Annotated in this window: 19 protein-coding genes; 9 read left to right on the top strand and 10 right to left on the bottom strand. The window is 57.9% G+C overall.

Annotated features, from left to right (window positions below):
* The first annotated feature begins 10 nt into the window (after positions 1-10).
* The 6 genes from GQF03_RS13835 (at position 11) to putA (ending at position 9529) form a co-directional block, all read left to right on the top strand.
* Entirely contained in the window at positions 11-409 is a 399-nt protein-coding gene (locus GQF03_RS13835) for a nuclear transport factor 2 family protein (RefSeq protein ID WP_161339887.1), read from the top strand.
* A gap of 25 nt (positions 410-434) precedes the next feature.
* On the top strand, positions 435-2210 hold the full coding sequence (locus GQF03_RS13830; protein WP_161339886.1) for an SLC13 family permease: 1776 nt from the start codon (positions 435-437) through the stop codon (positions 2208-2210).
* Between the two features lie 57 nt (positions 2211-2267).
* Positions 2268-3050, top strand: a complete 783-nt coding sequence (locus GQF03_RS13825) for a 3-hydroxybutyrate dehydrogenase (protein WP_161339885.1) — start codon at positions 2268-2270, stop codon at positions 3048-3050.
* A 15-nt stretch (positions 3051-3065) separates the two neighbouring features.
* Complete coding sequence (locus GQF03_RS13820) at positions 3066-3941, top strand: pirin family protein (RefSeq protein WP_161339884.1); 876 nt, start codon at positions 3066-3068, stop codon at positions 3939-3941.
* A 157-nt stretch (positions 3942-4098) separates the two neighbouring features.
* Positions 4099-5646 carry an acyl-CoA carboxylase subunit beta gene (locus GQF03_RS13815; RefSeq protein WP_161339883.1) on the top strand — a complete coding sequence of 516 codons (1548 nt, stop codon included), beginning with the start codon at positions 4099-4101 and terminating at the stop codon, positions 5644-5646.
* Positions 5647-5827: 181 nt separating this feature from the next.
* Positions 5828-9529, top strand: coding sequence for a bifunctional proline dehydrogenase/L-glutamate gamma-semialdehyde dehydrogenase PutA (gene putA / locus GQF03_RS13810; RefSeq protein ID WP_161339882.1), 3702 nt, complete (start codon positions 5828-5830; stop codon positions 9527-9529).
* A 2-nt stretch (positions 9530-9531) separates the two neighbouring features.
* Here putA and GQF03_RS13805 read toward each other — a convergent pair whose 3' ends face one another.
* From GQF03_RS13805 to GQF03_RS13790, 4 genes are all read right to left on the bottom strand, one after another.
* Entirely contained in the window at positions 9532-10734 is a 1203-nt protein-coding gene (locus GQF03_RS13805) for a glycerophosphodiester phosphodiesterase family protein (RefSeq protein ID WP_380743764.1), read from the bottom strand.
* Positions 10735-10846: 112 nt separating this feature from the next.
* On the bottom strand, positions 10847-11773 hold the full coding sequence (locus GQF03_RS13800; RefSeq protein ID WP_161339880.1) for a DMT family transporter: 927 nt from the start codon (positions 11771-11773) through the stop codon (positions 10847-10849).
* On the bottom strand, positions 11760-12461 hold the full coding sequence (locus GQF03_RS13795; RefSeq protein ID WP_161339879.1) for an urease accessory protein: 702 nt from the start codon (positions 12459-12461) through the stop codon (positions 11760-11762). The genes GQF03_RS13800 and GQF03_RS13795 overlap by 14 nt, the downstream gene beginning before the upstream one ends.
* Positions 12462-12641: 180 nt before the next feature.
* Positions 12642-13646, bottom strand: coding sequence for a metal-dependent hydrolase (locus GQF03_RS13790; RefSeq protein WP_161339878.1), 1005 nt, complete (start codon positions 13644-13646; stop codon positions 12642-12644).
* A 219-nt stretch (positions 13647-13865) separates the two neighbouring features.
* On the opposite strand from GQF03_RS13790, the gene GQF03_RS13785 reads away from it, so the two are divergent.
* Positions 13866-14750 carry a DMT family transporter gene (locus tag GQF03_RS13785; protein ID WP_161339877.1) on the top strand — a complete coding sequence of 295 codons (885 nt, stop codon included), beginning with the start codon at positions 13866-13868 and terminating at the stop codon, positions 14748-14750.
* On the opposite strand, the gene GQF03_RS13780 is transcribed toward GQF03_RS13785, so the two are convergent.
* Together GQF03_RS13780 and GQF03_RS13775 are read right to left on the bottom strand one after the other, a co-directional pair.
* Entirely contained in the window at positions 14747-15229 is a 483-nt protein-coding gene (locus GQF03_RS13780) for a MarR family winged helix-turn-helix transcriptional regulator (RefSeq protein ID WP_161339876.1), read from the bottom strand. The two genes, GQF03_RS13785 and GQF03_RS13780, sit on opposite strands and share 4 nt — an antisense overlap.
* Positions 15226-16380 carry an Acg family FMN-binding oxidoreductase gene (locus GQF03_RS13775; protein WP_161339875.1) on the bottom strand — a complete coding sequence of 385 codons (1155 nt, stop codon included), beginning with the start codon at positions 16378-16380 and terminating at the stop codon, positions 15226-15228. The genes GQF03_RS13780 and GQF03_RS13775 overlap by 4 nt, the downstream gene beginning before the upstream one ends.
* Positions 16381-16521: 141 nt before the next feature.
* On the opposite strand from GQF03_RS13775, the gene GQF03_RS13770 reads away from it, so the two are divergent.
* Entirely contained in the window at positions 16522-17745 is a 1224-nt protein-coding gene (locus GQF03_RS13770) for an MFS transporter (protein WP_338401314.1), read from the top strand.
* A gap of 4 nt (positions 17746-17749) precedes the next feature.
* Here GQF03_RS13770 and GQF03_RS13765 read toward each other — a convergent pair whose 3' ends face one another.
* Genes GQF03_RS13765 through GQF03_RS13755 form a run of 3 tightly spaced genes read right to left on the bottom strand, consistent with a single transcriptional unit; the run spans position 17750 to position 21493 of the window.
* Positions 17750-19147 carry a di-heme oxidoreductase family protein gene (locus GQF03_RS13765; protein ID WP_161339873.1) on the bottom strand — a complete coding sequence of 466 codons (1398 nt, stop codon included), beginning with the start codon at positions 19145-19147 and terminating at the stop codon, positions 17750-17752.
* An 18-nt stretch (positions 19148-19165) separates the two neighbouring features.
* On the bottom strand, positions 19166-20395 hold the full coding sequence (locus GQF03_RS13760; RefSeq protein ID WP_161339872.1) for an imelysin family protein: 1230 nt from the start codon (positions 20393-20395) through the stop codon (positions 19166-19168).
* A gap of 15 nt (positions 20396-20410) precedes the next feature.
* Complete coding sequence (locus GQF03_RS13755; RefSeq protein WP_161339871.1) at positions 20411-21493, bottom strand: hypothetical protein; 1083 nt, start codon at positions 21491-21493, stop codon at positions 20411-20413.
* A 253-nt stretch (positions 21494-21746) separates the two neighbouring features.
* On the opposite strand from GQF03_RS13755, the gene GQF03_RS13750 reads away from it, so the two are divergent.
* Positions 21747-23549: an ABC transporter ATP-binding protein gene (locus tag GQF03_RS13750; protein ID WP_206375993.1), complete on the top strand. Its 1803-nt coding sequence runs from the start codon at positions 21747-21749 to the stop codon at positions 23547-23549.
* Here the strand turns inward: GQF03_RS13750 and GQF03_RS13745 are convergent.
* A complete protein-coding gene (locus tag GQF03_RS13745) occupies positions 23546-24514 on the bottom strand; it encodes a glycosyltransferase family 9 protein (protein ID WP_161339870.1) in 969 nt (322 codons plus the stop codon). The genes GQF03_RS13750 and GQF03_RS13745 overlap by 4 nt on opposite strands.
* Positions 24515-24600: the final 86 nt, after the last annotated feature.

Raw genomic sequence — 24600 nt, 5'->3', positions numbered from 1 at the left:
AGGGTATAAAATGATCGAAAATACCATTGCGGCCTGGCATGAATGCGTCGAAACGGGCGATCCGGTGAAACTGGACGCGCTTCTGCATGAAGACGCGACCTTCCACAGCCCCGTTGTTCATACGCCGCAACGTGGCAAGTCAATTACGTTCATGTATCTGATGGCCGCCTTCAAGGTATTGAACGGCGACAGCTTTACCTATGTGCGCGAGGTTGTCGGCCCGTCGGATGCCGTACTCGAATTCACAACAACCATAGACGGCATCGATATTAATGGCGTAGATATCATCCACTGGGGCGACGATGGCCGGATTACCGATTTCAAGGTGATGATCCGGCCACTAAAGGCGATAAATCTTGTTCATCAGATGATGGCGTCGATGCTGACTAAATCCGCGAAAGTAATGTAATTTTCTTGCAAAATGGCTGTGAACAATGACGACTGATCAAATTCTGCTGTTTTCGCTGTTTGGTATTGTCTTCGCGCTCCTGATCTGGGGCCGATGGCGATATGACCTCATTGCCTTCGTGGCGCTCGTCATCGCCCTTGTTCTCGGCCTTGTCCCGACGGAGCAGGCCTTTGCCGGCTTCGGTCATCCGGCGACAATTATTATTGCGCTGGTGCTTGTCGTCTCCCGGGGGCTCGTGAATTCCGGGGCGGTCGACCTGATTACGCGACGACTGACCTCGCTGGACTTGAAGCTTTCCAGCCATATCGCCGCAATGAGCGGATTAGGCGCGATTTTCTCAGCCTTCATGAATAACGTCGCGGCGCTTGCCATGTTGATGCCGGTGGATTTGCAGGCGTCCGCCAAGGCCAAGCGCGCGCCGCGCGTCACCCTCATGCCGCTTGCATTTGCGACCATTCTGGGCGGCCTGATCACGCTGATCGGGACACCGCCGAACATCATCATTGCCGCCTATCGGGAAAGCGCGCTGGGGGAGCCTTTCGGGATGTTCGATTTTGCGCCGGTCGGCCTCGCCTGTGCGATTATCGGTATCGTGTTCATTACGGTCATCGGCTGGCGACTGATCCCGGGATCTCGGGACAGTAAGGCGCCGACGGTCGACCTTCTTGATCAGGAGGGCTATCTCGCGGAATTGCTGGTGCCCAAGGAATCTCCGGCCATCGGCATGCTGGTGCGGGAGCTCGATCAGGTGGCGGATGACAGTGACGCCGCCGTTGTCGGCCTTGTCCGGAACGGCAAGCGGCTCGCCGGTCAGGCGCGAAACGTCGAAATCCGCGCCGGCGACATTTTGGTCGTGGATGCAGTCGCCAAGGGGATCGATCAGTTTCGCGGCGCGATGAAGCTCGAATTCGATGGCGAGAAACGCCACGAAAAAGCGGTCGCGGGCGGCATGGTGCTGATGGAATTCGTGGTGCCGCGCTACGCCCGCATCGAGGGGCGTTCGGCGATGTCGCTTCGACTGCTGATGCGCCATGGGGTGACTCTTCTGGGTGTGTCGCGTCAGGGGCAGAAATTTCGCGACCGCGTCCGCAAGCTTGATATTCAGGCGGGCGATATCCTGCTGCTGCTCGGCCCGGTCGACCGGGTTCCGGAAGTTGCCCAATGGCTTGGTGTCCTGCCGCTGGCGGAAAGGGGTCTTTCGGTCACCCAGTATAAGCGGGCCGGTCTCGCGGCCGGCATTTTTGCCGTTGCCATTGCCGTTGCCAGTTTCGGCTGGCTTTATCTTGCCGTTGCTCTGGCGATTGTCGTTGCGGCTTATGTGGTGCTCGATATCGTTCCGATCCAGGAGGTCTACCAGCATATTGAATGGCCGGTAATTGTCTTGCTCGGGTCGATGATCCCGCTTGGTACCGCCCTTGAAGAATCAGGGGGTACCGGGCTGATCGCGGGAAGCATCGTGGACCTTACGGCCGGTCTTCCCGTTATCGTGGTTCTGACCGTCCTGATGGTGGTGATCATGACCCTCTCCGACGTGCTCAACAACACGGCGACGGCGGTTATCGGCGCCCCGATTGCTGTCGATATCGCCAACCGGCTCGGCGCCAATCCCGATCCGTTTCTGATGGTCGTTGCCGTGGCCGCGTCCTGCGCCTTTCTCACGCCTATCGGTCACAAGAATAACACGTTGATTATGGGGCCGGGCGGTTATAAATTCGGCGATTACTGGCGCATGGGATTGCCGCTTGAGATACTCGTGATAGCCGTAGCCATTCCGTCGATACTCTTTTTCTGGCCGCTTTAACAAGCGACGGTTTTATAGAGAAAATTTAACCCATAGAAGATTTAAAAGGTCGTAGACATGCTGAAGAACAAAGTGGCTGTGATTACAGGCTCAACCTCCGGTATCGGGGAGGGATGCGCCCGGGCGCTGGCGAAAGAGGGATGCCATCTGGTGATCAACGGCTTCGGTGACGCCTCGGAAATCGAAGCCTTGCGCGCGTCCTTTGAAGCGGATTACGGAATTACCTGCCTGTATAGCCCGGCGGATATGACCAAGCCGGATGAAATTGCCGAGATGTTCGAGATGACGGTCCGGGAACTGGGCGGCGTCGATATCCTGATAAATAATGCAGGCATCCAATATGTCTCGCCGATCGCGGAATTCCCGACGGAGAAATGGGATGCGATCATCGCGATTAACCTCTCCTCCGCCTTTCATACCATGCATCACGCCATCCCGATCATGACCAAACGGGGCTGGGGCCGCATCATCAATACGGCATCAGCCCATGCGCTGGTGGCCTCCCCCAACAAGAGTGCCTATGTCGCCGCCAAGCATGGCATTGCCGGCCTGACGAAGACCGCGGCGCTGGAGGTTGCGCGGGACAACATCACTGTGAACGCGATTTGCCCCGGATATGTCTGGACGCCTTTGGTCGAAAAGCAGATTCCCGACACGGCGCGGACCCGCGGAATGACGGAGGAAGAGGTTATCAACGACGTTATGCTGGCGTCGGCGGCGACGAAAAAATTCACGTCGATCGAGCAGGTCGCGGCGCTAGCCCTCTTCCTGTGCGGTGAGGCGGCGGAAAATATCACCGGCAGCCTGCAGGTCATCGATGGCGGCTGGACAGCGCAATAAACGGACGGAACAGCCATGGCGGGCGCGGATAGCATAGGTCTCAAAATTACCGGAAAGCCGAAGGATATCGGCGGGTTTGAGGTGCGCCGTCTTCTGCCGGTCGCGCAGCGGCGTTCCGTCGGCGCGTTTGTTTTCCTCGATCACATGGGACCGGCACTGCTCGCGAAGGGAGAGGGGATGGATGTCGGACCGCATCCGCATATCGGCCTCGCTACCGTCACCTATCTCTATGAAGGGTCTATTTTTCACCGCGACAGCCTTGGCTCCGAACAGGAGATTTCGCCGGGCGACGTCAACTGGATGACGGCCGGGCGCGGTATCGTCCATTCCGAACGAAGCAGCGAGGCGGCGCGGGCCACCGAACGGACTGTCCATGGGCTTCAGATGTGGGTGGCGCTGCCCAGGGAATGCGAGGAGATGGAACCCGCGTTCGTTCATACGCCGAAATCGGCGTTGCCGGAGCTGTCCGGAGAGGGTTGGCAGGGTCGCCTGATCGCCGGAAGCCTTTACGGAAAAACGTCGCCTGTTGCGACATTGAGCCGCCTGTTTTTCGCGGATATTCGGGCCGATGCCGGGACGTCACTCTTGTTCGCACCGGATTATGAAGAAGCGGCGGTTTATGTCGTGGAAGGGGAGCTGGATATCGACGGCACCACTGTTGACGCCGGGACGCTTGCCGTCCTTGATGCGCATCCGGAAGTGACGCTGACAACAATGAAGGAAACCGTATTTGCGGTTTTCGGCGGTGACGCCCTTCCGGAGCCCCGCCATATGTACTGGAACTTCGTTTCGACAAGCCGCGAGCGAATTGAACAGGCGAAAAACGATTGGCGCGCCCGGCGATTTGACCCCGTGCCGGGCGACGATGGCTACGTACCATTGCCTGAATGACCCTGTGATCAACATACACGCGCTTGTTGCGTCGAAGCAGTTGACAGCGATCCCATACAAGGCTTTGATGTTTTCCGAGCTAAATTACCGGTAATGCAGGGGGGGCATCCGTGTTGCGGCCCGTGCCCATAGAAGAACAATAAAAAGGGACATCCAAATGAGTTGGGAAAAAGAAATTGAAGAGTTGAGACTCCGTCAGGCCCATGCCAAGAAAATGGGCGGGGAGGAAAAACTCGCGCGTCATATCAATGCCGGCAAACTCCCGGTGCGCGAGCGAATTGAGAAAATTCTCGATGACGGAACTTTTGAGGAAGTCGGCTCCATCACCGGCAAGGTCGAATATGACGCGGATGGCAATATCGTCAGCATGCAACCGGCGAATCTGATTACCGGGCGGGGCCGTGTAAATGGTCGGCGTGTGGTCGTTGCCGGGGATGACTTTACGGTTCGCGGCGGCGCCAATGATGCGGGCATTCGCGAAAAACTCATCCATGTGGAGAATATGGCCGGATCCCTCCATCTGCCGCTCATCCGTCTTGTCGATGGCACGGGCGGCGGCGGGTCGGTCAAGACGATTGAAACCGAGGGGCGCACCTATGTTCCCGAGGTGCGTGGCTGGGATACGGTCATCGAAAATCTGTCGAAGGTGCCGGTCGTCGCGCTGGCGCTGGGATCGACAGCAGGGCTTGGCGCGGCCCGTGTCGCGGCAAGCCATTATTCCGTTATGGTCAAGGAGACGTCGCAGATGTTCGTCGCCGGCCCGCCGGTCGTTGCGCGCACCGGCGAGAACCTGACCAAGAACGAACTTGGCGGCTCGGATATCCATACCCGGAACGGCGCCGTCGATGACGAGGCGAAATCGGAGGAGGAGGCGTTTGAAAAGGCGCGGCGGTTCCTGTCCTACCTGCCACCGTCGGTTTTCGAACTCCCGGAGCGGGTGGAGACGGGGGATGACCCGAACCGGCGCGAGGAGTGGCTTATTGACGCCATCCCGCGCGACCCGCGCAAGGTATACAAGATGCGCAAGATTATCGAGGCCGTTGTCGACAAGGACAGCTTCTTCGAGATTGGCAAAAAATGGGGGCGCTCGGTCATCACCGGGTTCGCCCGTCTCGACGGCTGGCCCGTCGCCATCATGGCCAGTGATCCCTACCATTATGCCGGGGCCTGGACGGCGGATGCCGCGCAAAAGGTGGTGCGCTTCGTCGATCTGGCGCAGACATTCCATTTGCCGGTCGCCCATCTTGCGGATATTCCGGGATTCCTTGTTGGCCGGCAGGCGGAGGAAGAAGCGACGATCCGGCATGGCGTCCGGGCGATGGCCGCGATTGCGCAGGCGACCGTTCCCTGGTGCGCCATCCTGGTGCGTAAAACCTATGGTGTCGCGGGTGCCGCACATATGAATTCCGGCCGTTTCAATCTCCGCTATGCCTGGCCATCGGGTGACTGGGGATCGCTCCCGATCGCGGGCGGTCTGGAGGCGGCCTATAAATCGGAGATTGAAGCCTCCGACGATCCCAAGGCCAAACTTGACGAGATCGAGGAGAGGCTCAACCTGCTACGCTCTCCTTTCCGGACGGCGGAGCGCTTCATGATCGAAGAGATTGTCGACCCGAGGGATACCCGCAAACTGCTGTGTGATTTCGCGGAGATGGCCGCACCATTGCGGGAGACCGGGGTTTCTACCTTCCGGGTGCGCCCCTGATGGAATTCAAACGGTCCGATCACCTGCCAATTCGCTAATTGATAGGCTATTTGGCAATTTTCAGGGCAATTTTGCGGATTTTAGGATAGTTTTTGGTAATAGTTTGGTCACATTGCCTTCGCGATGAATAGTATTATGTGCGAGGTTTGGTGCTCACTCTATTTCAAGGACGACGCGTGCAATGCCCGTAAAACATCTCCAGCGACTTCGCGCTGAAATCCGCGCGCATTATCTCACGGACGAGGCGGCAGCGGTTCGCCGGCTTATCGATGATCTGGACTTGCCCGATGCAGCGCGGGAGCGGATCGTCGACACGGCCGCCGGACTCGTCGAGGAATTGCGGCGCGCGGATAGTCCCGGTGTCATGGAAACCTTTCTCGGTGAGTATGGCCTTTCCACGGAGGAGGGCGTCGCGCTGATGTGTCTTGCCGAAGCGCTTCTGCGCGTTCCCGATGAGATAACCATGGACGCCCTGATCAGTGACAAGATCGCCCCGGCGGACTGGAGCAAGCATCTCGGCCACTCCGCCTCGCCGCTGGTAAATGCCTCGACCTGGGGTCTGATGCTGACGGGCAAGGTCGTGCATCCGCTCGGCGAGGGGACGCTCGATGTCGTCGGGCAGCTTCGCAAGCTGGTCAAACGGGTGGGGGAGCCGGTTATTCGCACGGCAGTCGCCCAGTCGATGAAAATTCTCGGGCACCAGTTCGTGCTTGGCCGGAACATCGGGGAAGCAATGACCCGCGCCAGCGGCATGGAGAAGAAGGGCTACACCTACTCCTACGATATGCTGGGGGAGGCGGCGCGCACCGCAGAGGACGCGCAGCGGTACTTCATGGCCTACTCGAAAGCGATTTCCAGCATTTCGGAACATAGCCGAAACGCCGATATCCGGTCCAACCCCGGAATTTCGGTAAAGCTCTCCGCCCTGCATCCGCGCTATGAATATACACAGAGGAAACGCGTCCTCGATGAACTTGTCCCGCGCCTCTCATCCCTCGTTTTTCAGGCCAAGAATGCCAATATGGGATTCAATATCGACGCGGAGGAGGCGGACCGTCTCGATCTTTCGCTGGATATCATCGAGGCCGTGCTGGCGAGCCCCGACCTCAAGGGCTGGGACGGGTTCGGCGTGGTCGTGCAGGCCTATGGCCCGCGCGCCGCATATGTCATCGACTGGCTCCATGCGCTGTCGAAGCGGCTTGACCGGAAGATTATGGTGCGGCTCGTGAAGGGCGCCTACTGGGATACGGAAATAAAGCTCGCCCAGGTGATGGGGTACGAAGGATATCCGGTTTTCACCCGCAAGGCGGCGACGGATGTCAGCTATCTGGCCTGCGCGAAAAAACTGCTTGCGATGACGGACCGGCTCTATCCGCAGTTCGCCACCCACAATGCCCATTCCATTGCGGCCATTCTGGACATGGCGGACGGGGTTGAGAATTTCGAATTTCAGCGCCTCCATGGCATGGGGGAGGGGCTGCATGACCTTGTCATGAAGAAGAACGGCAACCGCTGCCGGATTTACGCGCCCGTCGGCGTGCATGAAGACCTGCTTGCCTATCTTGTGCGACGGCTTTTGGAAAATGGCGCCAACAGTTCCTTCGTCAATCAGGTTCTCGACGAAAAGGTGCCGCCCCGGCAGGTGGTGCGCGATCCAGTCGCGACGATCCTCGGGTATCCAACGATTGCGAACGATAAAATCCCGAGCCCGCGGGCCCTGTACGGCGCCGCACGGAAAAACTCGGCCGGGATCAATTTCGCGAATCCGTCGGTTCTCGACGATTTTGACGCGGCGAGAAACGCCTTCAAGGCGGCCTCATGGCAGGCCGCCCCGGTTATCGATGGCAGGACGAAGCCGGGCGACGGGCATGAGGTGCGCAATCCATCCAACCGGGCGGATATCGTCGGAAAATGCATCGACGCGACGGTGGAAGACGTCCGCGAAGCCATTGCCGTTGCAAGTTCCGCCGCGCCGGCCTGGCGCAACACGGCGGCCGACACCCGCGCGGATATCCTGGAGAAGATTGCTGATCTTTATGAGGAAAACCGTGTCGAGCTCATGGCGCTGCTCTCCCGGGAGGCTGGAAAGTCGTTGATGGACGGCATATCCGAAGTGCGCGAGGCCGCAGATTTCTGCCGCTATTATGCAGTGCGCATGCGGGAGGATAAGGCAAATGGCGGGCGTGAGGCGCGTGGACTGTTTGTCTGCATATCACCATGGAATTTTCCGCTGGCGATTTTTACCGGGCAGATCGTTGCGGCACTCGTCGCCGGGAATACGGTTATTGCCAAACCGGCGGAGCAGACGCCGCTGATTGCCGCGCGCGCGGTCGCGCTGATGCAGGAGGCCGGGGTGCCGGCGAATGTTCTTCAGCTTCTGCCGGGCGATGGCGCGATTGTCGGGGCGGCGCTTGTCTCGCAACCGGAGATCAAGGGCGTCTGCTTTACGGGATCGACGGAGACAGCGCAGCGGATTGCCCGGGCGATGGCGGAGAATGCCGATCCCGAAGCCCCTCTCATTGCGGAAACCGGCGGCCTCAATGCGATGATCGTGGATTCGAGCGCGCTGCCCGAACAGGCGGTGCGGGATATTATCGCCTCCGCCTTCCAGTCCGCGGGCCAGCGATGCTCGGCCCTTCGTGTTCTCTATGTTCAGGAGGACGTCGCCGATAAGGTCATCCATATGCTGGAAGGCGCCATGGCGGAACTTAAAATAGGCAATCCCTGGGATATCTCTGTCGACTTCGGTCCGGTAATCGACGCCGATGCGAAATCGATGATCGAGACGCATTGCGCCACGTTGGAGAAATCCGGACAACTGATCAAGAAACTGGCACTTCCCACTCCTACGAAAGACGGGTGCTTTGTCGCGCCGGCCGCCTATCGGATCGCGGACATCAGCGCGCTGGAACGGGAGGTGTTCGGCCCCGTCCTGCATGTCGCAACCTTCAAGGCGGAGGACGTCAACAAGGTCGTCGAGGATATCAACAGGACCGGCTATGGCCTGACGCTCGGCCTGCATACCCGCGTTGATACCCGTGTGCAGGATGTGTGCGACCGGGCGCATGTGGGGAACCTCTATGTCAACCGCAACCAGATCGGCGCCGTCGTCGGTGTGCAGCCATTTGGCGGGGAGGGGCTTTCCGGAACGGGCCCGAAGGCGGGCGGCCCGTTGTACCTTCACCGGTTTATGAAACGAATAGGCGCGCCGTCGTCTTCCGCCATAAGTGATCCACAATCCAGGGGTGAAGTTACTGTTTCACGTGAAACGTTCCGGTTGATTTCCCTTGCGCAACAGGCGCAGGCCATCTGGGATCGCCGGGAGGACCGCCGGGAAGTTCTCGAGAAATTTGCCGCGCTGGCGGATAAGGAGGTTGCGTCGGCGGTTGCCGATGTTCTGCGCGAAATGGCCGATTATAGCCCGCAGCCGAAAAACCTTACCGGCCCGACGGGCGAGAGCAACCGGCTCAGCCTCCATGGCCGGGGCGTCATTTTATGCGCCGGAGATGGGGCGGCGTCTTTGGCGGCGACGGCCTTGCTGACCGGAAACGCGGTACTGCTGGCGGATGCACCAAAGGAATTGGACGCCTTGATCAGCGCCTTTAGCACCGACAAGCGCCTAAAGGGCCTTGTCGCGAAATGCGACGCGCCATTGTCACCGGGGCTCGTGACGGCGCTTCCGTCCCTGGCCGGGTTGGCGGTGACGCCGGGTGCCTATGATCTTGCCGCCTACCGCCGCGCCCTTGCGGCGCGCGACGGCGCGATCCTTCCGCTGATTGTGGGGGCGGAGAGTTGGGAGGATTTCGTCTGCGAGAGGGCGCTCTGTATCGATACGACCGCGTCAGGCGGCAATACCAAGCTCCTCGCCGCAAACGAGGCGTAAGGCTAGTTCAGTCCCATGCAGTTGGCATAGTAGGTTGTCGTCGCCGGCCAGTCGGAAAAGACGCCGACGACACCAACCTCTTTCGCCAGAACGTCAAGGACTGTCATGACATCGCCATCGTTATTGATGGCGTCCTGGACGCTGCGATAATACCAGCCGCCGCCCTCATCGAGGGGGCCCGACCGCTCCAGCGTCCAGGTGATGATTTTAAGGCCCGCCTTTTTTGCCTCCCGCGCATAGGCGGAGGGAATTATTTTACCGCTCTCATCCAACGATAGAAGCATCCAGATCGGCGGCGCGATATAGTTCACACCCTTATCGGCAAGCTCCTGCATGCTGGGTGAGAAGCTTGCCCGATCGTCCGGGTTCAGGCGGTTGCCGCGATACCGCCCATCCAGGAACACGGCCTGCGCGCCGAACTCCGGCTCCTTCTCGATCCAGTAAAGGACGTCATCAAGGTTGAAGGATTGCGGAAAGACGCGGGCCGGATCAATGCCCGCAGCCTTGTAATCCGCGATCAGGGCCTTTGCATAGTCGCCCTGGCTATAGCCTTCGTAAGGCATTGAAACATCAACGGATTTAAGCTCCGGCGTAAATTTAAGGCCAAGACTGTCGATAAGGGCGATGCTCTCCCGATGGGTCATCAGGGTTGCTTTCGTCGCATAAAGATCTGTGCGCCATTCCGGCGTGCCCTTCAGATAGTCGGCGATCGTTTCGGCCTTGCTGTTCGCCCCATCCATCTTTCCGCGCAATGTCCTGAATTCGGCAAGAGTGAGATCGGAGGCGCAGCATTTCACATTCGGTTTTCCGCCATTCTCGCTCGCCGGGGAGAAGGGAACAGAGCATTTCGCGGCGAGTTCCGGGCGGCTTAGAATATCCGTCGTTTGATGCAGATCGCATTGCGAATGGCGGCAGACGAGTTCCTTGTCCTTGGTGAAGGTCACGTCGCATTCGATTATGCCTGCGCCCATCCGCGCGGCCGCAAGATATCCCTCCTTCGTATGTTCGGGAAACTGCAGGGAGGCGCCCCGATGACCTATCGAGAAATCCGCTGATTTTGCCGTCATTCCCCGGCATTGGAGAAGCTGTTCCTTGAGGTCGCCGTCGTCCATGTCGTCAATCAGGTAAAGCGGGCGCGGTCCAACAGAAACCGGTTCCGCCGCGATCGCCGCCGTGCCGCCCAGCAGGACCAGCAGCGACAGCATTATGCCTGTCTTCAAAAACTTGCAGATTTCCGTCATTTTCCCTCTCATCCTTTTGGCCGATCTTATCGGCGGGAAGGTCGCCTGTGTAGTCACGTTTACGATACTGCGCCGATCATCGGCGACGCCAGTTCATAATCACCGGTCCGGCGACGGCGCAGGCGAGGCCGACAAGGAACAGGTTCGAGAGATGTTCTCCGAGAATGAGGGCGCCGAACGCCGCGGCCATGATCGGCGCGATCGGAACATAGATCGCCGCCTGAGACGGGGACAGCTGTTGCAGGCCCCAGTTAAACAGGAAAAGGCTGAACGCGGCGGCGGGACCGGCAAGATATGCGATCCAGAGCCAGTCCCGCAGATCGTAATGCAAAATGACCTCCGCAATTCCCTCGCCATAGGCGACGGGAAAAATCACCAAGGTGCCGGCGCTCATGCCGATGATCGTCAGCAGCAGGACAGACCGGTTTTGCATCAGGCGGCTTGAAAAGGCGTTATAGGTGGCGCCGCAACAGACGGCCATGAAGAAGAGGAGTTCTCCCGTCCAGCCGGTTGCCGTGGCCTCCGATGCGAAGGCCTTCTCGCCAATGGCAAGGGAGACGCCGATAATTGACAGGAAGGCCGCGAAAAGCTTGATCCCGGTCAGTGTATCGCGTCCGGCGAGGGCGGCAATCAGCATGGTCATGATTGGGATCAACGCAAAAATCACCGCGCCGCGGGAGGCCGGTATGTCTTCGAGGGCGGTGTTCACGAATAAATGGAAAAGGCCAAACTGAAGGATGCCAAGCAGGGCCACCATGGCAATGATCCTGAGCGGCGGCATGATAACTCTCCGCCGCCAGAGGAAGGGCAGCAGCAGCAGGGTGGCAATGCCGTAGCGGAGAAATCCGAGCGAAGCGGCGGCGTCCTCATCCGCCATGATGGCGCGAATGCCTACGAACGAAAGCCCGAGTGCCACCACCGACAAAAGCAGGGCAAGATGCGGCAGAAGAACGGTTGAAAGCGGCGCCGCGTCGCTGCCGGTGCTGTTTTCAGGCGAAGCCAAGGCTATACATGGTGTAGACGCCGAGAGACATGGTGGCAGTGCCAACAACCGCCTGCAATCCGTTGTACGCCCAGGTCATCGACGTGGCCGAATAGCGCAAGGGGATGGCGATAACCGCCGAGAGCGCCGCCATTCCGACGACAGAGCCGAAACCGAACAGAACAATATAGAGAATACCGGTGAACGTATTCTCGATCGTGCCGGCGACCAGCAGAACCAGCGCGGCGGAACCGGCCAGGCCATGCATGATGCCGACGGCAAGCACCCGCGCGGACATCCCTTTTCCATGCCGGTGCTTATGGGCGGACAGCTCATGACGTCCTTCGCCCCGATGGGAATGCGCATGGAGATGCGGGCGGCTGGCCGGACCATGCTGGTGGAAATGGAAATGAATGCGATCGCGGACCATCCGGCGGATCACGTCGGCGCCAAGCAGAACCAGCATCATGCCAACAGTAAATTCGAGCCAGTGAGCGAGCGTTTCCGGCACGGTACTGCTCATCACGATGACAAACGACCCAATGGCAAGCAGCGTGATTGTATGACCGAACCCCCAGAGTGCGCCATGAAAGATCGTCTCTTTCACACTCTTGCTGCCGGTCGCGAGGCTGGCAACCGCCGCCACATGATCCGCTTCAAGGGCATGGCGTATGCCAATTAAAAACCCAAGTGAAAGTATTGAAAACATCGCGATATCCGAATTGTGCTGATAGCGCCAAAAATGGGTGGCCTGTCCCGGGAAACTGGAATTCCCGATCAAGAGTATCTATCGCGGCCGAGCTTCGCCAGCTTTATTTTTCAGACCAGGCTTAAAAAAAGAATTGCGAATAAGCGCGTCGGATATTCCGGAACAGCCGAACGAAACCCTCTAACTTCCGCCGCATCCTTCCAGTGTATCGGCCATTTTCTCGAAAAGGTCCCCCGCCCGTTGTTCGTAGGATATTCGTATGCGTTCCGGCGCGATCGGGATGGCCCTGCCACTCGAATCCTCGGCGATTTTGAACGAGAAGGCATAGCTTGGATAAAAGCCGATACGAAGATCCGTGATGGTCTGTGCGCCGTCCTTCTCACCGTAGGAGAAAAATCCGTTGGTAAACCATTCGAGGCGTTTGACGGATGGCGGGATTTCATTCAGGCCGCGCGGGGCTTTGCGCCGCTCCGCGGTAACAAGCTGGCGGACGCCACAGCTATTGGTCAGGCTCATCAACCCGGTCGCGAGCCGGTCATCGGATACGCCGGTCACCTGCCAGATCAACAGATTGAAAGCCGTTGGCTGAACGTGAAGACGCATGTCACGAAAGGCCGGATCGGCACTCGCGCGGCTGGAGATAACTGTATTGCCGACCAGTCCGGCGGCGAGATAGGCACAACTGAGCGCAAGCATGATTCTATTGACCCGGAACCCGCCGCCCGGCCGCTTTCGCGCGAAGAATACCGTCGCGATTCCGCTGAAAAGGATCAGGGTATACACAGGATCGATGATAAACACCGCCGGCAGCGCGACCGGCGGTCCCACTTCCAGCGGCCAGAATATCTGCGTTCCATAGGTCGTGAGCGAATCGAGTAGGCTGTGCGTGATCAACGCAAGCCAGACCGTCAGGAAAAGCAGCTTTCTATGCGACCATGTCGACGGCACCAGCTTTCCGATTGCCAGCGCGATAACCGGCGCGACAATTGTCTGGACAATGACCGAATGGCTGAAGCCCCGGTGATAGGTCATGTTATCGATGTCGTTATCGAGGGGGATGAAGCTGTCGAGATCCGGGAGGGTTGCCACAAGGCCGCCAATTAGCAGTGATTTCGCGCCGATGCGCGGACCGAGGATGGCGCCGGAAATACTTGCGCCCAGAAGAAACTGTGTTACCGAATCCATCTACTTTCCTTCCGCCGACCACAGCGATAATTTAACCCCGCAAAGCTGATTTTCAACTTCGCAATTGCATTGCAGGTCCGATGCTGAAATAGTTAAAGCAATTCCGTTCCGGCGCTTTTCCATGGACTTTCCATTATTTATTCCGTAGCGGTTCCTGTCCAATTCTATTACCCGTCGCGTCGTCATGCGGATCCGGCGTGAGGTCAGAAAGCCCGTCATATGTCTTTTCCGCACCTTTTTCTAGCCCTTGTGGTGAGCGCGATCTGGGGGTTTTCCTTCGTGGCGTCGAAGGTCGGGCTCGATCATTTTCCGCCGCTTTTCTTCACCGCGCTGCGGTTTCTTCTGGTGGCACTTCTGCTGTCGCCCTTCCTGCGGATTGTCAAGGGGCGGATGAAGGCGGTCTTCTGGATAGCCCTCACCGTTGGCGTATTTCATTTCACTTTCCTCTATCTTGGGATTTATGCCGCCGGCGGTGTCACGGCGGTCGCAATCACGAGCCAGCTCATCGCACCGTTTTCGGTCATCATGGCGGTTGTCGTGCTGAAGGAATCCATTGGCTGGAAGCGTGTCCTCGGGATAATTATGGCATTCGGCGGCGTGATGTTTCTCGGTTTTGATCCGGTCATCTTCGACCAGCTGGAGGGCGTTGCGCTGGTAACGGTCGCGGCGTTATTTATGTCGGTTGGCCTCATCCTCATGCGGCAGATCCAGAATGTCCGGACGATGACAATGCAGGCCTGGATAGGCGCGATTTCCGCGCTCCCCCTGTTGCTCATCTCGTTCACCATGGAAACCGGGCAGGCGGCAGCGCTCGCCAACATCGGCTGGGAAGCCGCCGGCGCGCTTGCCTTCGTCGTTATCGTGACGACCATCATCGCGCATGGAGGCTGGTATTATCTTTTGCAGCGATATCCGATTTCTGTGCTGACGCCCTTTGGGCTTCTGGCGCCCATATTCGGCATCGCGTTCGGTGTTATCCTGTTTTCCGAACCGATAACGCTCCGGTTCGTGATCGGCGGCACTATAACGCTTGTCGGGGTTGCGATCATTAACCTCAGAACCGCGAAGAAAAGTACGAAAGCCGAGGCAATACCGGAGGCTTAGCGGTTCTCGTCGAGATAGACTTTAAGCCGGTCGAGAAATCCGAAGAAATCTTTCTTCTCCCATTCGCGCCAGCCGTCAAAGGTATCCGCAAGCGCGAGTTCCAGCCGCTCTTTCGCTTGCGCATGGGCCTTTATGCCGGCATCGGTGAGATAAAGAATCTTGGAGCGGCCGTCCTCTGGATTGTCCTCGGCCCGGAGGAACCCTTTGGCCAGCATCTTGGCAACCGTCTTCGTGATGCCCGGCTGCGGCTGCTGCATCGCCCAGGCGATCCCGGATACCGTCTTCCCTTCGTCGGGATGATGGATGAAATGGTTGAGAAGGATAAATTGCGGCGGCGGCACGTCCGTACCGTCAAGAAGCTGCCGCATCTTCGTATCGGTCAACTGACTGATAATGCCGATCCAGTTGATGATCCGAAAATCCGAGGAGGGAAGTTCCTCCTTCCGGTCATATTTCTCATTCTCTCTTCGCGCGCTCATCCGATAAGTATATCAGGCATTTTGCGGCGCGGCGAGGGAGAAACGACGGAATTATATCCCAGCCGGTAGAACATCTGCACCGTTTGCGGGGCGGTAATCCCCAAATGATCGAGGAACGCCGCCTGAATATCGTGCATTTCCGGATATTCCTGCAGGACTTGGCTGACGGGATGCATCGCAATTCCCGCCTTTGCGGCCATCAGATTGAGGCGGACATAGGTTCTGCCGGTGTTCACCTGGGCGCTTCTGAAATTCTCCGCGGTTGCAAGCCAGCCCATGCTATAGGTGCCGTCGACCCAGCCCATGGCGTAATCGATGCCACCTTTATAGGCGATTGTCCCCGGGGTCATTGACTTTTCTCTTGTCATCAGACCGAATCTCTTGAGCCACCAGAAAAGCGGCCCGTTAAGATCGATCCCATCCGGATTTTGCGCAATTTCCTCGGCGCCAATCCGCAATAGTTCAACACTTTCGAGAAGCGTGCGCGGCGTTTCAATCTCCTTGAGCACCGCAAGGCGTGCAAATTCGCGCAGCGGGGCGACCGACTTTTCTTCCGTCGCGAAACCCGCGAATTGTCCGTCCATAAGCGGCGCATTTTCCAGCCACGCCCTGTGATCATCGCTGAGGTATTTTTCCTCATAGGGTTCCTTGTTCGACCGACGGTTCAGGATTTCGGCGAACAGCGGATCTTTTCTTATGCGTGAATTTTTCACGAGCTCTATTCGCGCAACAGGCAGTGAAGCAATCTCGAGGCTTTGCGGCGCCGGTTCTCCGTCCGGAAACAGCGTGATGGTGGCTTCATATCCTTTTTCCCGGGCGGCGATATCAAGAAGTTCCAGAAAGGTGCCCTGACCGATCAGCACCTGCCGTCCGAAAGGATCGGTGTGCGGGAGCAGCCTTTCCGCATCGACAAAAAGGGTTATCTCGTCCGGCTTTGACAGATCGACGAGCCAGGGCTGCCGATTATGCGGATTGGGGGCCAGAATGGCGTGGCTGAGCATCCATTCGCGATCGGGAAGGCCCTCTGCCGGCCCGTTCCAGGGGGCGATGGCGCTCTCCGGCATTTCATCGCATCCCGTCAATGTAAAGCCGGAGGCTGCGAGGATGATTCCGCTTCCGCCCATCGTCTTGATAAATTTGCGCCGGTTCATGGTTATGTCTCCCTTATCCGTTAATTTCTCCATAGCGTATAATATATTCTAAGGAATGTAAGTGATGTCCGTCACATTTATGAAAGGAATGTCACAATGAACCCGAAGTAAGGGTAATTCCGCTTTTGACCTTGCCGTTCTATGGGGTATGAGTATGGCTCTGCTGTTTTTGCGGGTTATCGGTATATGGTTAATGTTGGCTATTCGAAGCGATCCGCATATCTTCGCATGTCGCTTTTCTATATTGCGTTCTTTTCCATGTACGGGATCGCCATACCGCTCTGGCCTCGCTGGCTGGAATATCATGTGTCGGTCGAATATGTCGGCTTGGTGATGGGCGCCGCCTATTGGGGAAAGCTTCTGTTCGTACCCATGACATCCTGGATTGCCGACGCCACAGGTAACCGGAAAACCATCCTGATCACCCTTTCCATTTTCGTGGTTGCGGCGCTGGCCGCCTTGCCGAATGTCAGTGGATGGCTTCTCTATGCGTTGATATGGGGCGCGGCCGGCGCGGCGCTGTCGTCCGCCGTTCCGCTTTCCGATGGATTGACCTTGCGCGCCCAGCAAACGGTCGGGGTCGATTTTGGCAAGGCCCGGCTCTGGGGATCGCTCAGTTTTATTGTCTTTTCCATCCTTGTCGGGCGGGCGGCGGATAGTCAGGGAATTGATGCGATATATGTGGCGATGCTGCTGACGGCGGTGTTCCTGGTGTTTGCGGCCTTCATGCTGCCGGCGATCCGCACGCAGCCGGACCCGGGAAAGGTTCCATTTTTCAAGCCGCTTTCCCTGCCCAATTTCCCGCTGTTCGTCGTGACCGTTTCCCTTCTGCTGTCGACCCATGCCGGTCTGTATGGTTTCAGCGCCATCCATTGGGCCAATCTCGGCTACAGCAATGCGGAAATCACCATTTTCTGGGTGATCGGGGTGATCGCGGAAATCGGCATGTTTGCCATATCGGGGCGCCTGATCGGCCGTTTCGGAGCGACGCCGATGATAGCGGTCTGCGCTCTTGGGGGCATGGTACGGTGGCTGCTATTGGCGACCAGCGTCTCACCGGTTGTTATCGGATTGGCGCAAACACTTCACGCGCTTACCTTTGCGCTGCTCTATATGTCGTTCATCGGCTTTATCGGCAAGCGTGTCCCGCCCGCAATCGCCGCCTCGGCGCAGGGGATTTATGATACGCTCGCCATGGGTATTTTCTTCGGGATATTCACCATCGCGGCGGGCTGGCTGCATCAGCTGGACGGATCGTACAGCTTCTTTTTTATGGCATTCTTATCCGGCGTTGGCCTTTTGCTTGCCGTCATCCTGTGGATACGCGTGCGCCGCGCAGACCATTTGCCGCGGGAGGACAACTAGGAAACTATAGCGAATTGAGAAACGCGAGAATTTGCCGGCGCTCCGTCGCTGTGAGATTGCGGTAGGCCTCTTTCGCATTCTCTGCCTCGCCGCCATGCCAGAGAATGGCTTCCTCGATCGACCGGGCGCGGCCGTCATGCAGAAAGCGGGTATGCTTGTTGACCGCTTCCACAAGGCCGATCCCCCAGAGCGGGGCCGTCCGCCATTCGCGGCCGGTTGCCTCATAATCCGGACGCCCGTCCGCAAGTTCCTCGCCCATGTCATGAAGCAGCAGATCGGTAAACGGATGTATAATCTGATCAGAAAGAAGCGACAGCGTGGGATGCGTGCCGGTCGTAAATGTTGGCACATGACAGGCCGCGCAGCCGATATTGGTGAACAGCTCCTCACCGGCCAGGACATCCGGCTTGTCGATGTCACGGCGCGTCGGGACAGCCAGCACCTGCGTATAGAGGGTCAGCTTGTCAAGAAACGTATCGCTGAGTTCCGGCGAATTGCCGAGCGGCGCGGCGGCGCAGGCCGTCTGTGCTTTCGGGCAGTTCTGGTCCGGGAACAGGCTCGAGGTAAGGCCGATGTCGCCCACCGCGGCCGCCGCATTTTGATGGCGCAGGGTGGCGACATTGGATTTCCAGCCAAAGCGGCCAATTCGCTTACTGTTGTCCGTCACGTCCCAGACATGATTGAGGCGGCCTGATATGCCGTCTCCGTCCTTGTCCTCCGGATCGGCAAGGGCGCGCAGGTCCGCGTCGGAAATGGCTTCGAGAAGGCCAAGCCCGATAACCGCCGGCGCGACGCGCGGTGAAATCAGGACCTCATCGCCGAGCGGGCCGAAGGCAAGATCCGTAAAGTGATAGCTTGGCCGCGCGAGGGAGTAGGGCGTCCCATCGCCGAACCTTCCCGCGATTTCTTCATATTTGATGAGGGCGCGGCCCTCCGCCGGCACGGAGGGAATGGCGCGATCGTTCAACTGGTCGCCATAGACCGGATGCGATTTCGGCCCGCCCTGCGCATTTTCTCCCGGCACGCTCAGGCGGATCAGCATCGACAGGAGTTCATCGCCCTCATGTTCGGGCGGCTGGCCGCGCCCGTCGCGCAAATGACAGCCCGAGCAGGAGACGCGGTTAAAGGTAGGGCCGAGCCCATCGAGCGTCTTTACCGACGCCGGCGCGATCACCCAGTTGGTGTTGAACAGCTTGTTGCCAAAGAAGAAAACCCGCAGCTGTTCGCGATTTATGTTGGCGGCGGGCAGGGCAAACGAGTTTTTGCCCCGGGTCGGTTGCGTGGTGTCGCCACCGGGGGCATCTGAAATATGCGCAAAGGAATCACCGGGCGTGTTGGCCGCCTGCGCCGGGGAGAGTAAAGGCAGCAGCGCCGCCGCGATGATCCAAAGCACCCGTTTCATGGGTCGCCTCCTGTTGCGTCAGCCGCCCGTCGGCACGATCACCTTGACGCCGAGCAGCTTGCCGATGTCCTTGAGGACATCGGATTGCGCCTGAAGCGCCGAAATAACGGCTTCCGCCTCTTCTCGCGCGCGGCTGTTGGGCGCCGATGCGAGGATGGTGTCATAGGGGTAGTTGAGATTGGCGATGGCGGCGTCGGTCCGGTTGAGCGCGGCGATCATCCGGCTGTTCAGATCCGGCGCGAGGCGGCCGACAAGGCTGTCAATTCCGGGTCCGCTGACGTTGCCGTAGCTGCCGAAATAGACATTCCGGATGCCCCGCTGGTCATAGATGACGTCATTGAGGGTGTTGTCGGAAAAACAGGATTGCTCGTCTTCCTGATCGCCACTGTCGAGACCGGTGGCGATCCGTTCAAGCGCGAGCTCGAATTCGCTCAGTGTCGCCAAGGAGGTGAGTATCCGCCCGAGCGCCTCGCGGTCGGAATATTCCTTGAATTTTACGGCATAGCTGTCGGGGTAACTGACATCCCAGGCCGTGACCAGACCATCGAGATCGGTCACCAGCATTTCCGTGACGGTTTTCAGATAGAGCCGGCGCCGGTCGTTGTTTCCCTTGCCCGCCAGATAATCCGTATAGGGCCGGTTGCCGGGACCGGCGTTGCTCATGTCCTGGCCCCACAGCAGGAATTCTATGGCGTGATACCCGGTGGTGACATCGGCTTCGTCTTCCACCTGATCTTTTTCGCGAATGAGATCCGCTGTGATCTCGATGGAGGTGTCGTTGATAATACCGGCATCGGGATTGCCGTCGACGTAATCGATGAACCCTTCGTTCATGGGCCAGGCATTCAGCCGCCCTTCCGGTCCTTCCGTCCCGGCTTTTTCATCCACGAAATCGATGGGGCCTTCATAGAAGCGAAAAGCCTCTGTCTGAAGATAGCTGGTCCGCGCATTGATCCAGGCGTTGCGGGCGGCATTCATCGTTTCCTCGGACGGTTTTTCCAGGAGAGCATCGATCGCAGATTGTAGATCCTTGGCGTCCATCAGAGCCTGCTGATAGGTCGCGGCGACCAGATGGGCATAATTGGCGATGACCGGATAGGCATCATATTCGGGGACATAGCCCGCCGATTCCTTATCAAGCGCATAGCTTGAAATATTACGCACCGGATCGGTTTGTGAGGCATCCGCCAGGGAAACGGCGGCAAGCGCAATGCAGGAAGCGCTCATAAAAAGGCTGATTTTTTTCATTGTATTCCTCATTTATTAAAAATCGACGGCGTAGGAAAGCAGGAGGCCAAGCCCCTCTGACTGGACGCCATCTTCTTCCGCCCCGCGCCAGGCGGCGGCGACACCAAGGCCCATGTCAAAGTCATAACCGATTGTAAAATCGACGACATGGTCATCGCTGGAAAGTCCGGCCAGCTTGGTATCCCGGCGTTGATAGGTTGTGGAGGCAACCCAATTCTGGAAGTTCAGGGCAATTCCGGCGGTGATGTATTTCGCCGTATCTCCGTCGGTGCCGCCGTAGTTGTCAAAATAGACAAACTCCGTCATCGGTGAAATCGTCAGGTCGTCTCCGATGTTGAAGGCATATTCCGCGCCGATGGCATAACCGAGTTGCCGGGCATCGCTTCCCTCACCTTCACCAAGGGACGAAAAGGCCGTGTGATAGCGAAATCCCGCCAGTCGCTGGAACTCACCGTCAAGGGCGACGGCGAAAGACGAGAAATCCTCCGTATTTGCGGGGCCGCCATCGGACAGCCGCACCGGTCCGCGCTTGGTGCCGACGGAATTACTTAGAAATGTCGTGTCCTGGAAGAATGTACTGGCGGAAATCCTATGCACGCCTGCGGCTTCGAAATTAAATCCGCCGCCGAAACCGATCATCTCGGCCAGTTCATAATCTTCGTTGAGGTTGGTGCCAAAGATGCCCGGCGCGATTTCCCAGGCGATGCCGAAGTTCGGGGTGAATTTTCCGGCAAAAGCCGAAAATGTCTCGCCGTCGTAATTTGCCGTGATGATGTTGAGATATCCGCCCAGATCCTCGAATGCCCGATCGCCTGTCGGATCCTCCACCGGTTCCATCGTCGCCTCGAAATTCAACGAGAAATGCTCGTTGAGGCCGACGCTGGTGCCGAGAACGACGGTTGGATACAGGTCATTGATCTCTGCTGCGGGATCGTCAGACCGGTATGTCCAGTCATTCTCGATCTCGATCAAAAGCTCTCCCGTGATCGTCGGATATTGATTTTCCCCCGCAACGGCGCCGGGACTGATCAGGGAAAAAGGTGCCGCAACAACAAGTGCAAGCGCCAGCTGCGTTGACATTGAGCGGTAACGTACCATCTACTCTGACTTTCTAATAGTGAGTTTGATTTTTATTCGCAATTTGGACTAATAGTGAAACTCATAATCATTCGCAATAAAAAATTTTAGATTTATGGAAAAGCCGGCACCATGTCGGTTTGCCGGTACCCGACTGTTGTATCTCAGCCCTTGTTTGTTGCGATATTATGAAAAAAGGACCGTTTTATCTATTTCCCGGCAGGGACCTATGATAGCGGTTGGGCTGTTTGAAACGGTGAAGCTGGACAGATAATTGACCAAACCGAATCACGAATTACCGCCGACAACGGCGACCTTCGCATTATATGGCCGGTTGGTGCGGGACTATGTGTCGCATTATAAATGGCGGCTGTTTCTTGCCATTTTCTTCATGATCGTGAGCGCGCTGACGGCGACGGCAACCGCCTTTGTGATGAAGCCGATCATCGATGAAGTGTTTTTCGACAAGAATCCGGAATTTGTTTTCTACACGACCATAGCCGTTATCGGAATTTTCGCCGCCCGTGGTTTCGCGACTTACGGGCAGACGATTGTCATGGACTGGATCGGGAACCGGGTCGTTTCGGATATTCAGAAAAAGCTGTTCAAGAAACTGGTCTTCGCGGACCTTGCCTGGTTTCATGACAACTCGACCGGCAATCTGATCTCGCGCTTTGTCTTTGATACCAATTATCTGAAAACCGTCGCCACCCAGACCCTGGTGGTGTTGACCAAGGACAGTCTGACGGCGATTTTCCTTATCGCGTCCCTCTTTTATTATGACTGGCAGATGGCGTTGTTCACGCTCATTGCGTTGCCGCCCGGCGCCCTGGCGATCCGCCAGCTGGGCAAAAGGTCGCGCAAGGCATCGAGCAAGGTTCTCGAGCAGACAGCGGACTTCAGCGCCTTCCTTGAGGAAAATTTCCATGGTATCCGCGTGGTCAAGGCGTACGATCGCGAAAATCAAGCGGTGCGCCAGGGCGATGGCGTCATTGAAGACCGTTTCAAGACGCAGTTCAAGGCGGCGCGTATCGAGGCCTCCAGCAGCCCGATTGTCGAGACATTGGCCGGGTTCCTGATCGCCGGTGTGATTTTTTATGGGGCCAGCAACGTTATCGACGGCACGACGACGCCGGGTACTTTCTTCGCCTTTATTACGGCGATCATGCTCGCCTACCAGCCGATCAAGAGTGTCGCCAAGCTGTTCCCGCGCATGCAGACGGGCCTTGCCGCGGCGCAACGGATCTTTGCGCTGTTGGATATCGAGCATAATGTCGTCGATAAACCGGAGGCAACGCCCCTTGAGTTCCATCGGGGGGAGGTCGAATTCCGCGACGTGAAGTTCTCCTATCATCCGGAAGAAGTCGTGCTGCGGGGAATATCGCTCAAACTGGAGGCCGGCAAGCGGGTCGCGCTGGTCGGTCCGTCGGGGGGCGGCAAATCGACAATTCTCAACCTCATCCCGCGCTTCTATGATGTCGATAGCGGAGAAATCATGGTCGACGGGCAGAACGTCCGGGATGTGACAATGGCGTCGCTCCGCCAGAAAATTGCGCTCGTCAGTCAGGATGTCTTCCTATTCGACGATACGATCAAGGTGAATATCGCCTATGGCCGCGACGATGCGACGGATGAAGAAATTATCTCCGCGGCGAAGTCGGCGGCGGTGCATGATTTTGTCTCGGCCCTGCCCAATGGATATGAGACGCTTGTCGGAAGTCATGGCGTGCGGTTGTCGGGGGGACAGAAACAGCGGATCGCGATTGCCCGCGCCATGCTGAAGGATGCCCCGATCCTGTTGCTTGACGAGGCGACGTCCGCGCTGGATACGGAATCGGAGCGGAAAATCCAGATGGCGCTGAAACAGCTGATGAAGGGGCGCACCTCCCTCGTGATCGCTCACAGGCTTTCCACTATTCTGGATGCGGATACCATAAATGTCGTGGTCGCCGGTGAAATCGTAGAAAGTGGTTCACACGACCAGCTGCTAAAAAAAGAAGGGGTCTATGCGGACCTCTATAATCACCAGTTTTCTTTCGAAGGGCGCGTCACGCCGTTCCGTGGGGTCAAGTCCTAGGAACCGCTTTCTGGTGCACTGATGCGTTTGTAAAAGGACTCCGTTTCACGAAGCACCTGTGAAAATGGCAGGGGTTCGTCTTCGCCATCTCCCCTGCCGTTTTCCGGGCGTATGATGGCCGTGCCCGGCGGCGTGCTTTTAAGGCAAAGGGACCGATCGCCCCACGGACCATATACGGCGGGCTTGCCGATCCCGAAAAGCGCGACTGTCGGAATACCGACAGCGACGGCCGAATGCATGAGCCCGGAATCATTGCCGACAAAGAGCGTACATTGCGAGAGGACCGTTGCCGCTTCCATCGGTGATGTTTTGCCGACGAGATCGATGACCTGGTTCCTGGCAAGCGCCTTGACGACGGGCATCGCCTGCGCCTCTTCGCCGGGCGCCCCGAATACGGCGACCCGGGCCCCCGCCATTATCCCGCCTGCTTCCGTCAATTTCTGGGCGAGGCGGATATAATTCTCGAAGTGCCATTGCTTCTGATAAAAGTTGGCTGTCGGCGCCAGTGCGAGGATCGGCGGGCGGTCGATCGCCGGGCCGAGCCATTTGCCCGCCGCGTCGATTTGCGCCGCTGTTGGTGTAATGCGGGGCGGAAGGGGGGTGTCCACGCCGATCAGCCGCGCATTGGCGACGACCTTGTGGATGTCATCCTTGCCGCCGCGCCAGACGTGGCGGTGCCGTCCAGGAAGAAACCCGAGGAGGGATCCCCGGAAGTCGACGATCCGGTGCCAGAAGACGGGCCCCAGGGAAATCGCGACTTCGGGCCAGTGCAGGCTGAACCGGCGCTTGCGGACGCCGATAACACGTTCAACGCCGGAAATGCCCTCAAAGATGCTTTTCGGAATATCGCCGCAAACGACCGTAACGGCGGCTTCCGGCTCGGTTTCCAGTAGATAGTGGAGCACGCCGGTCGTCAGGACGGCGTCTCCCAACCGGTTTGAGGCGACAAACAATGTGCGCTTCATTAAAATAACCTTTGAACGTAATCTTCGGTATCGGCTACATATACGATTATTGCATTTGCCTCCATCTTTTATGCTTGTGAGCGGAG

Origin of the sequence: Sneathiella chungangensis, assembly GCF_009882935.1 — a bacterium.
Lineage (GTDB): Bacteria > Pseudomonadota > Alphaproteobacteria > Sneathiellales > Sneathiellaceae > Sneathiella > Sneathiella chungangensis.
The sequence above is the reverse complement of the archived record's forward strand: the minus strand, read 5'-3'. Positions and strand labels throughout refer to the sequence as shown.

Excerpts from the sequence above, each read along its gene's own strand:
- GQF03_RS13835 (WP_161339887.1), top strand. The coding sequence starts at position 11 with ATGATCGAAAATACCATTGCGGCCTGGCATGAATGCGTCGAAACGGGC.
- GQF03_RS13830 (WP_161339886.1), top strand. The coding sequence starts at position 435 with ATGACGACTGATCAAATTCTGCTGTTTTCGCTGTTTGGTATTGTCTTC.
- GQF03_RS13825 (WP_161339885.1), top strand. The coding sequence starts at position 2,268 with ATGCTGAAGAACAAAGTGGCTGTGATTACAGGCTCAACCTCCGGTATC.
- GQF03_RS13820 (WP_161339884.1), top strand. The coding sequence starts at position 3,066 with ATGGCGGGCGCGGATAGCATAGGTCTCAAAATTACCGGAAAGCCGAAG.
- GQF03_RS13815 (WP_161339883.1), top strand. The coding sequence starts at position 4,099 with ATGAGTTGGGAAAAAGAAATTGAAGAGTTGAGACTCCGTCAGGCCCAT.
- putA (WP_161339882.1), top strand. The coding sequence starts at position 5,828 with ATGCCCGTAAAACATCTCCAGCGACTTCGCGCTGAAATCCGCGCGCAT.
- GQF03_RS13805 (WP_380743764.1), bottom strand. The coding sequence starts at position 10,734 with ATGCTGTCGCTGCTGGTCCTGCTGGGCGGCACGGCGGCGATCGCGGCG.
- GQF03_RS13795 (WP_161339879.1), bottom strand. The coding sequence starts at position 12,461 with ATGTTTTCAATACTTTCACTTGGGTTTTTAATTGGCATACGCCATGCC.
- GQF03_RS13790 (WP_161339878.1), bottom strand. The coding sequence starts at position 13,646 with ATGGATTCGGTAACACAGTTTCTTCTGGGCGCAAGTATTTCCGGCGCC.
- GQF03_RS13785 (WP_161339877.1), top strand. The coding sequence starts at position 13,866 with ATGTCTTTTCCGCACCTTTTTCTAGCCCTTGTGGTGAGCGCGATCTGG.
- GQF03_RS13780 (WP_161339876.1), bottom strand. The coding sequence starts at position 15,229 with ATGAGCGCGCGAAGAGAGAATGAGAAATATGACCGGAAGGAGGAACTT.
- GQF03_RS13775 (WP_161339875.1), bottom strand. The coding sequence starts at position 16,380 with ATGAACCGGCGCAAATTTATCAAGACGATGGGCGGAAGCGGAATCATC.
- GQF03_RS13770 (WP_338401314.1), top strand. The coding sequence starts at position 16,522 with ATGGGGTATGAGTATGGCTCTGCTGTTTTTGCGGGTTATCGGTATATG.
- GQF03_RS13765 (WP_161339873.1), bottom strand. The coding sequence starts at position 19,147 with ATGAAACGGGTGCTTTGGATCATCGCGGCGGCGCTGCTGCCTTTACTC.
- GQF03_RS13760 (WP_161339872.1), bottom strand. The coding sequence starts at position 20,395 with ATGAAAAAAATCAGCCTTTTTATGAGCGCTTCCTGCATTGCGCTTGCC.
- GQF03_RS13755 (WP_161339871.1), bottom strand. The coding sequence starts at position 21,493 with ATGGTACGTTACCGCTCAATGTCAACGCAGCTGGCGCTTGCACTTGTT.
- GQF03_RS13745 (WP_161339870.1), bottom strand. The coding sequence starts at position 24,514 with ATGAAGCGCACATTGTTTGTCGCCTCAAACCGGTTGGGAGACGCCGTC.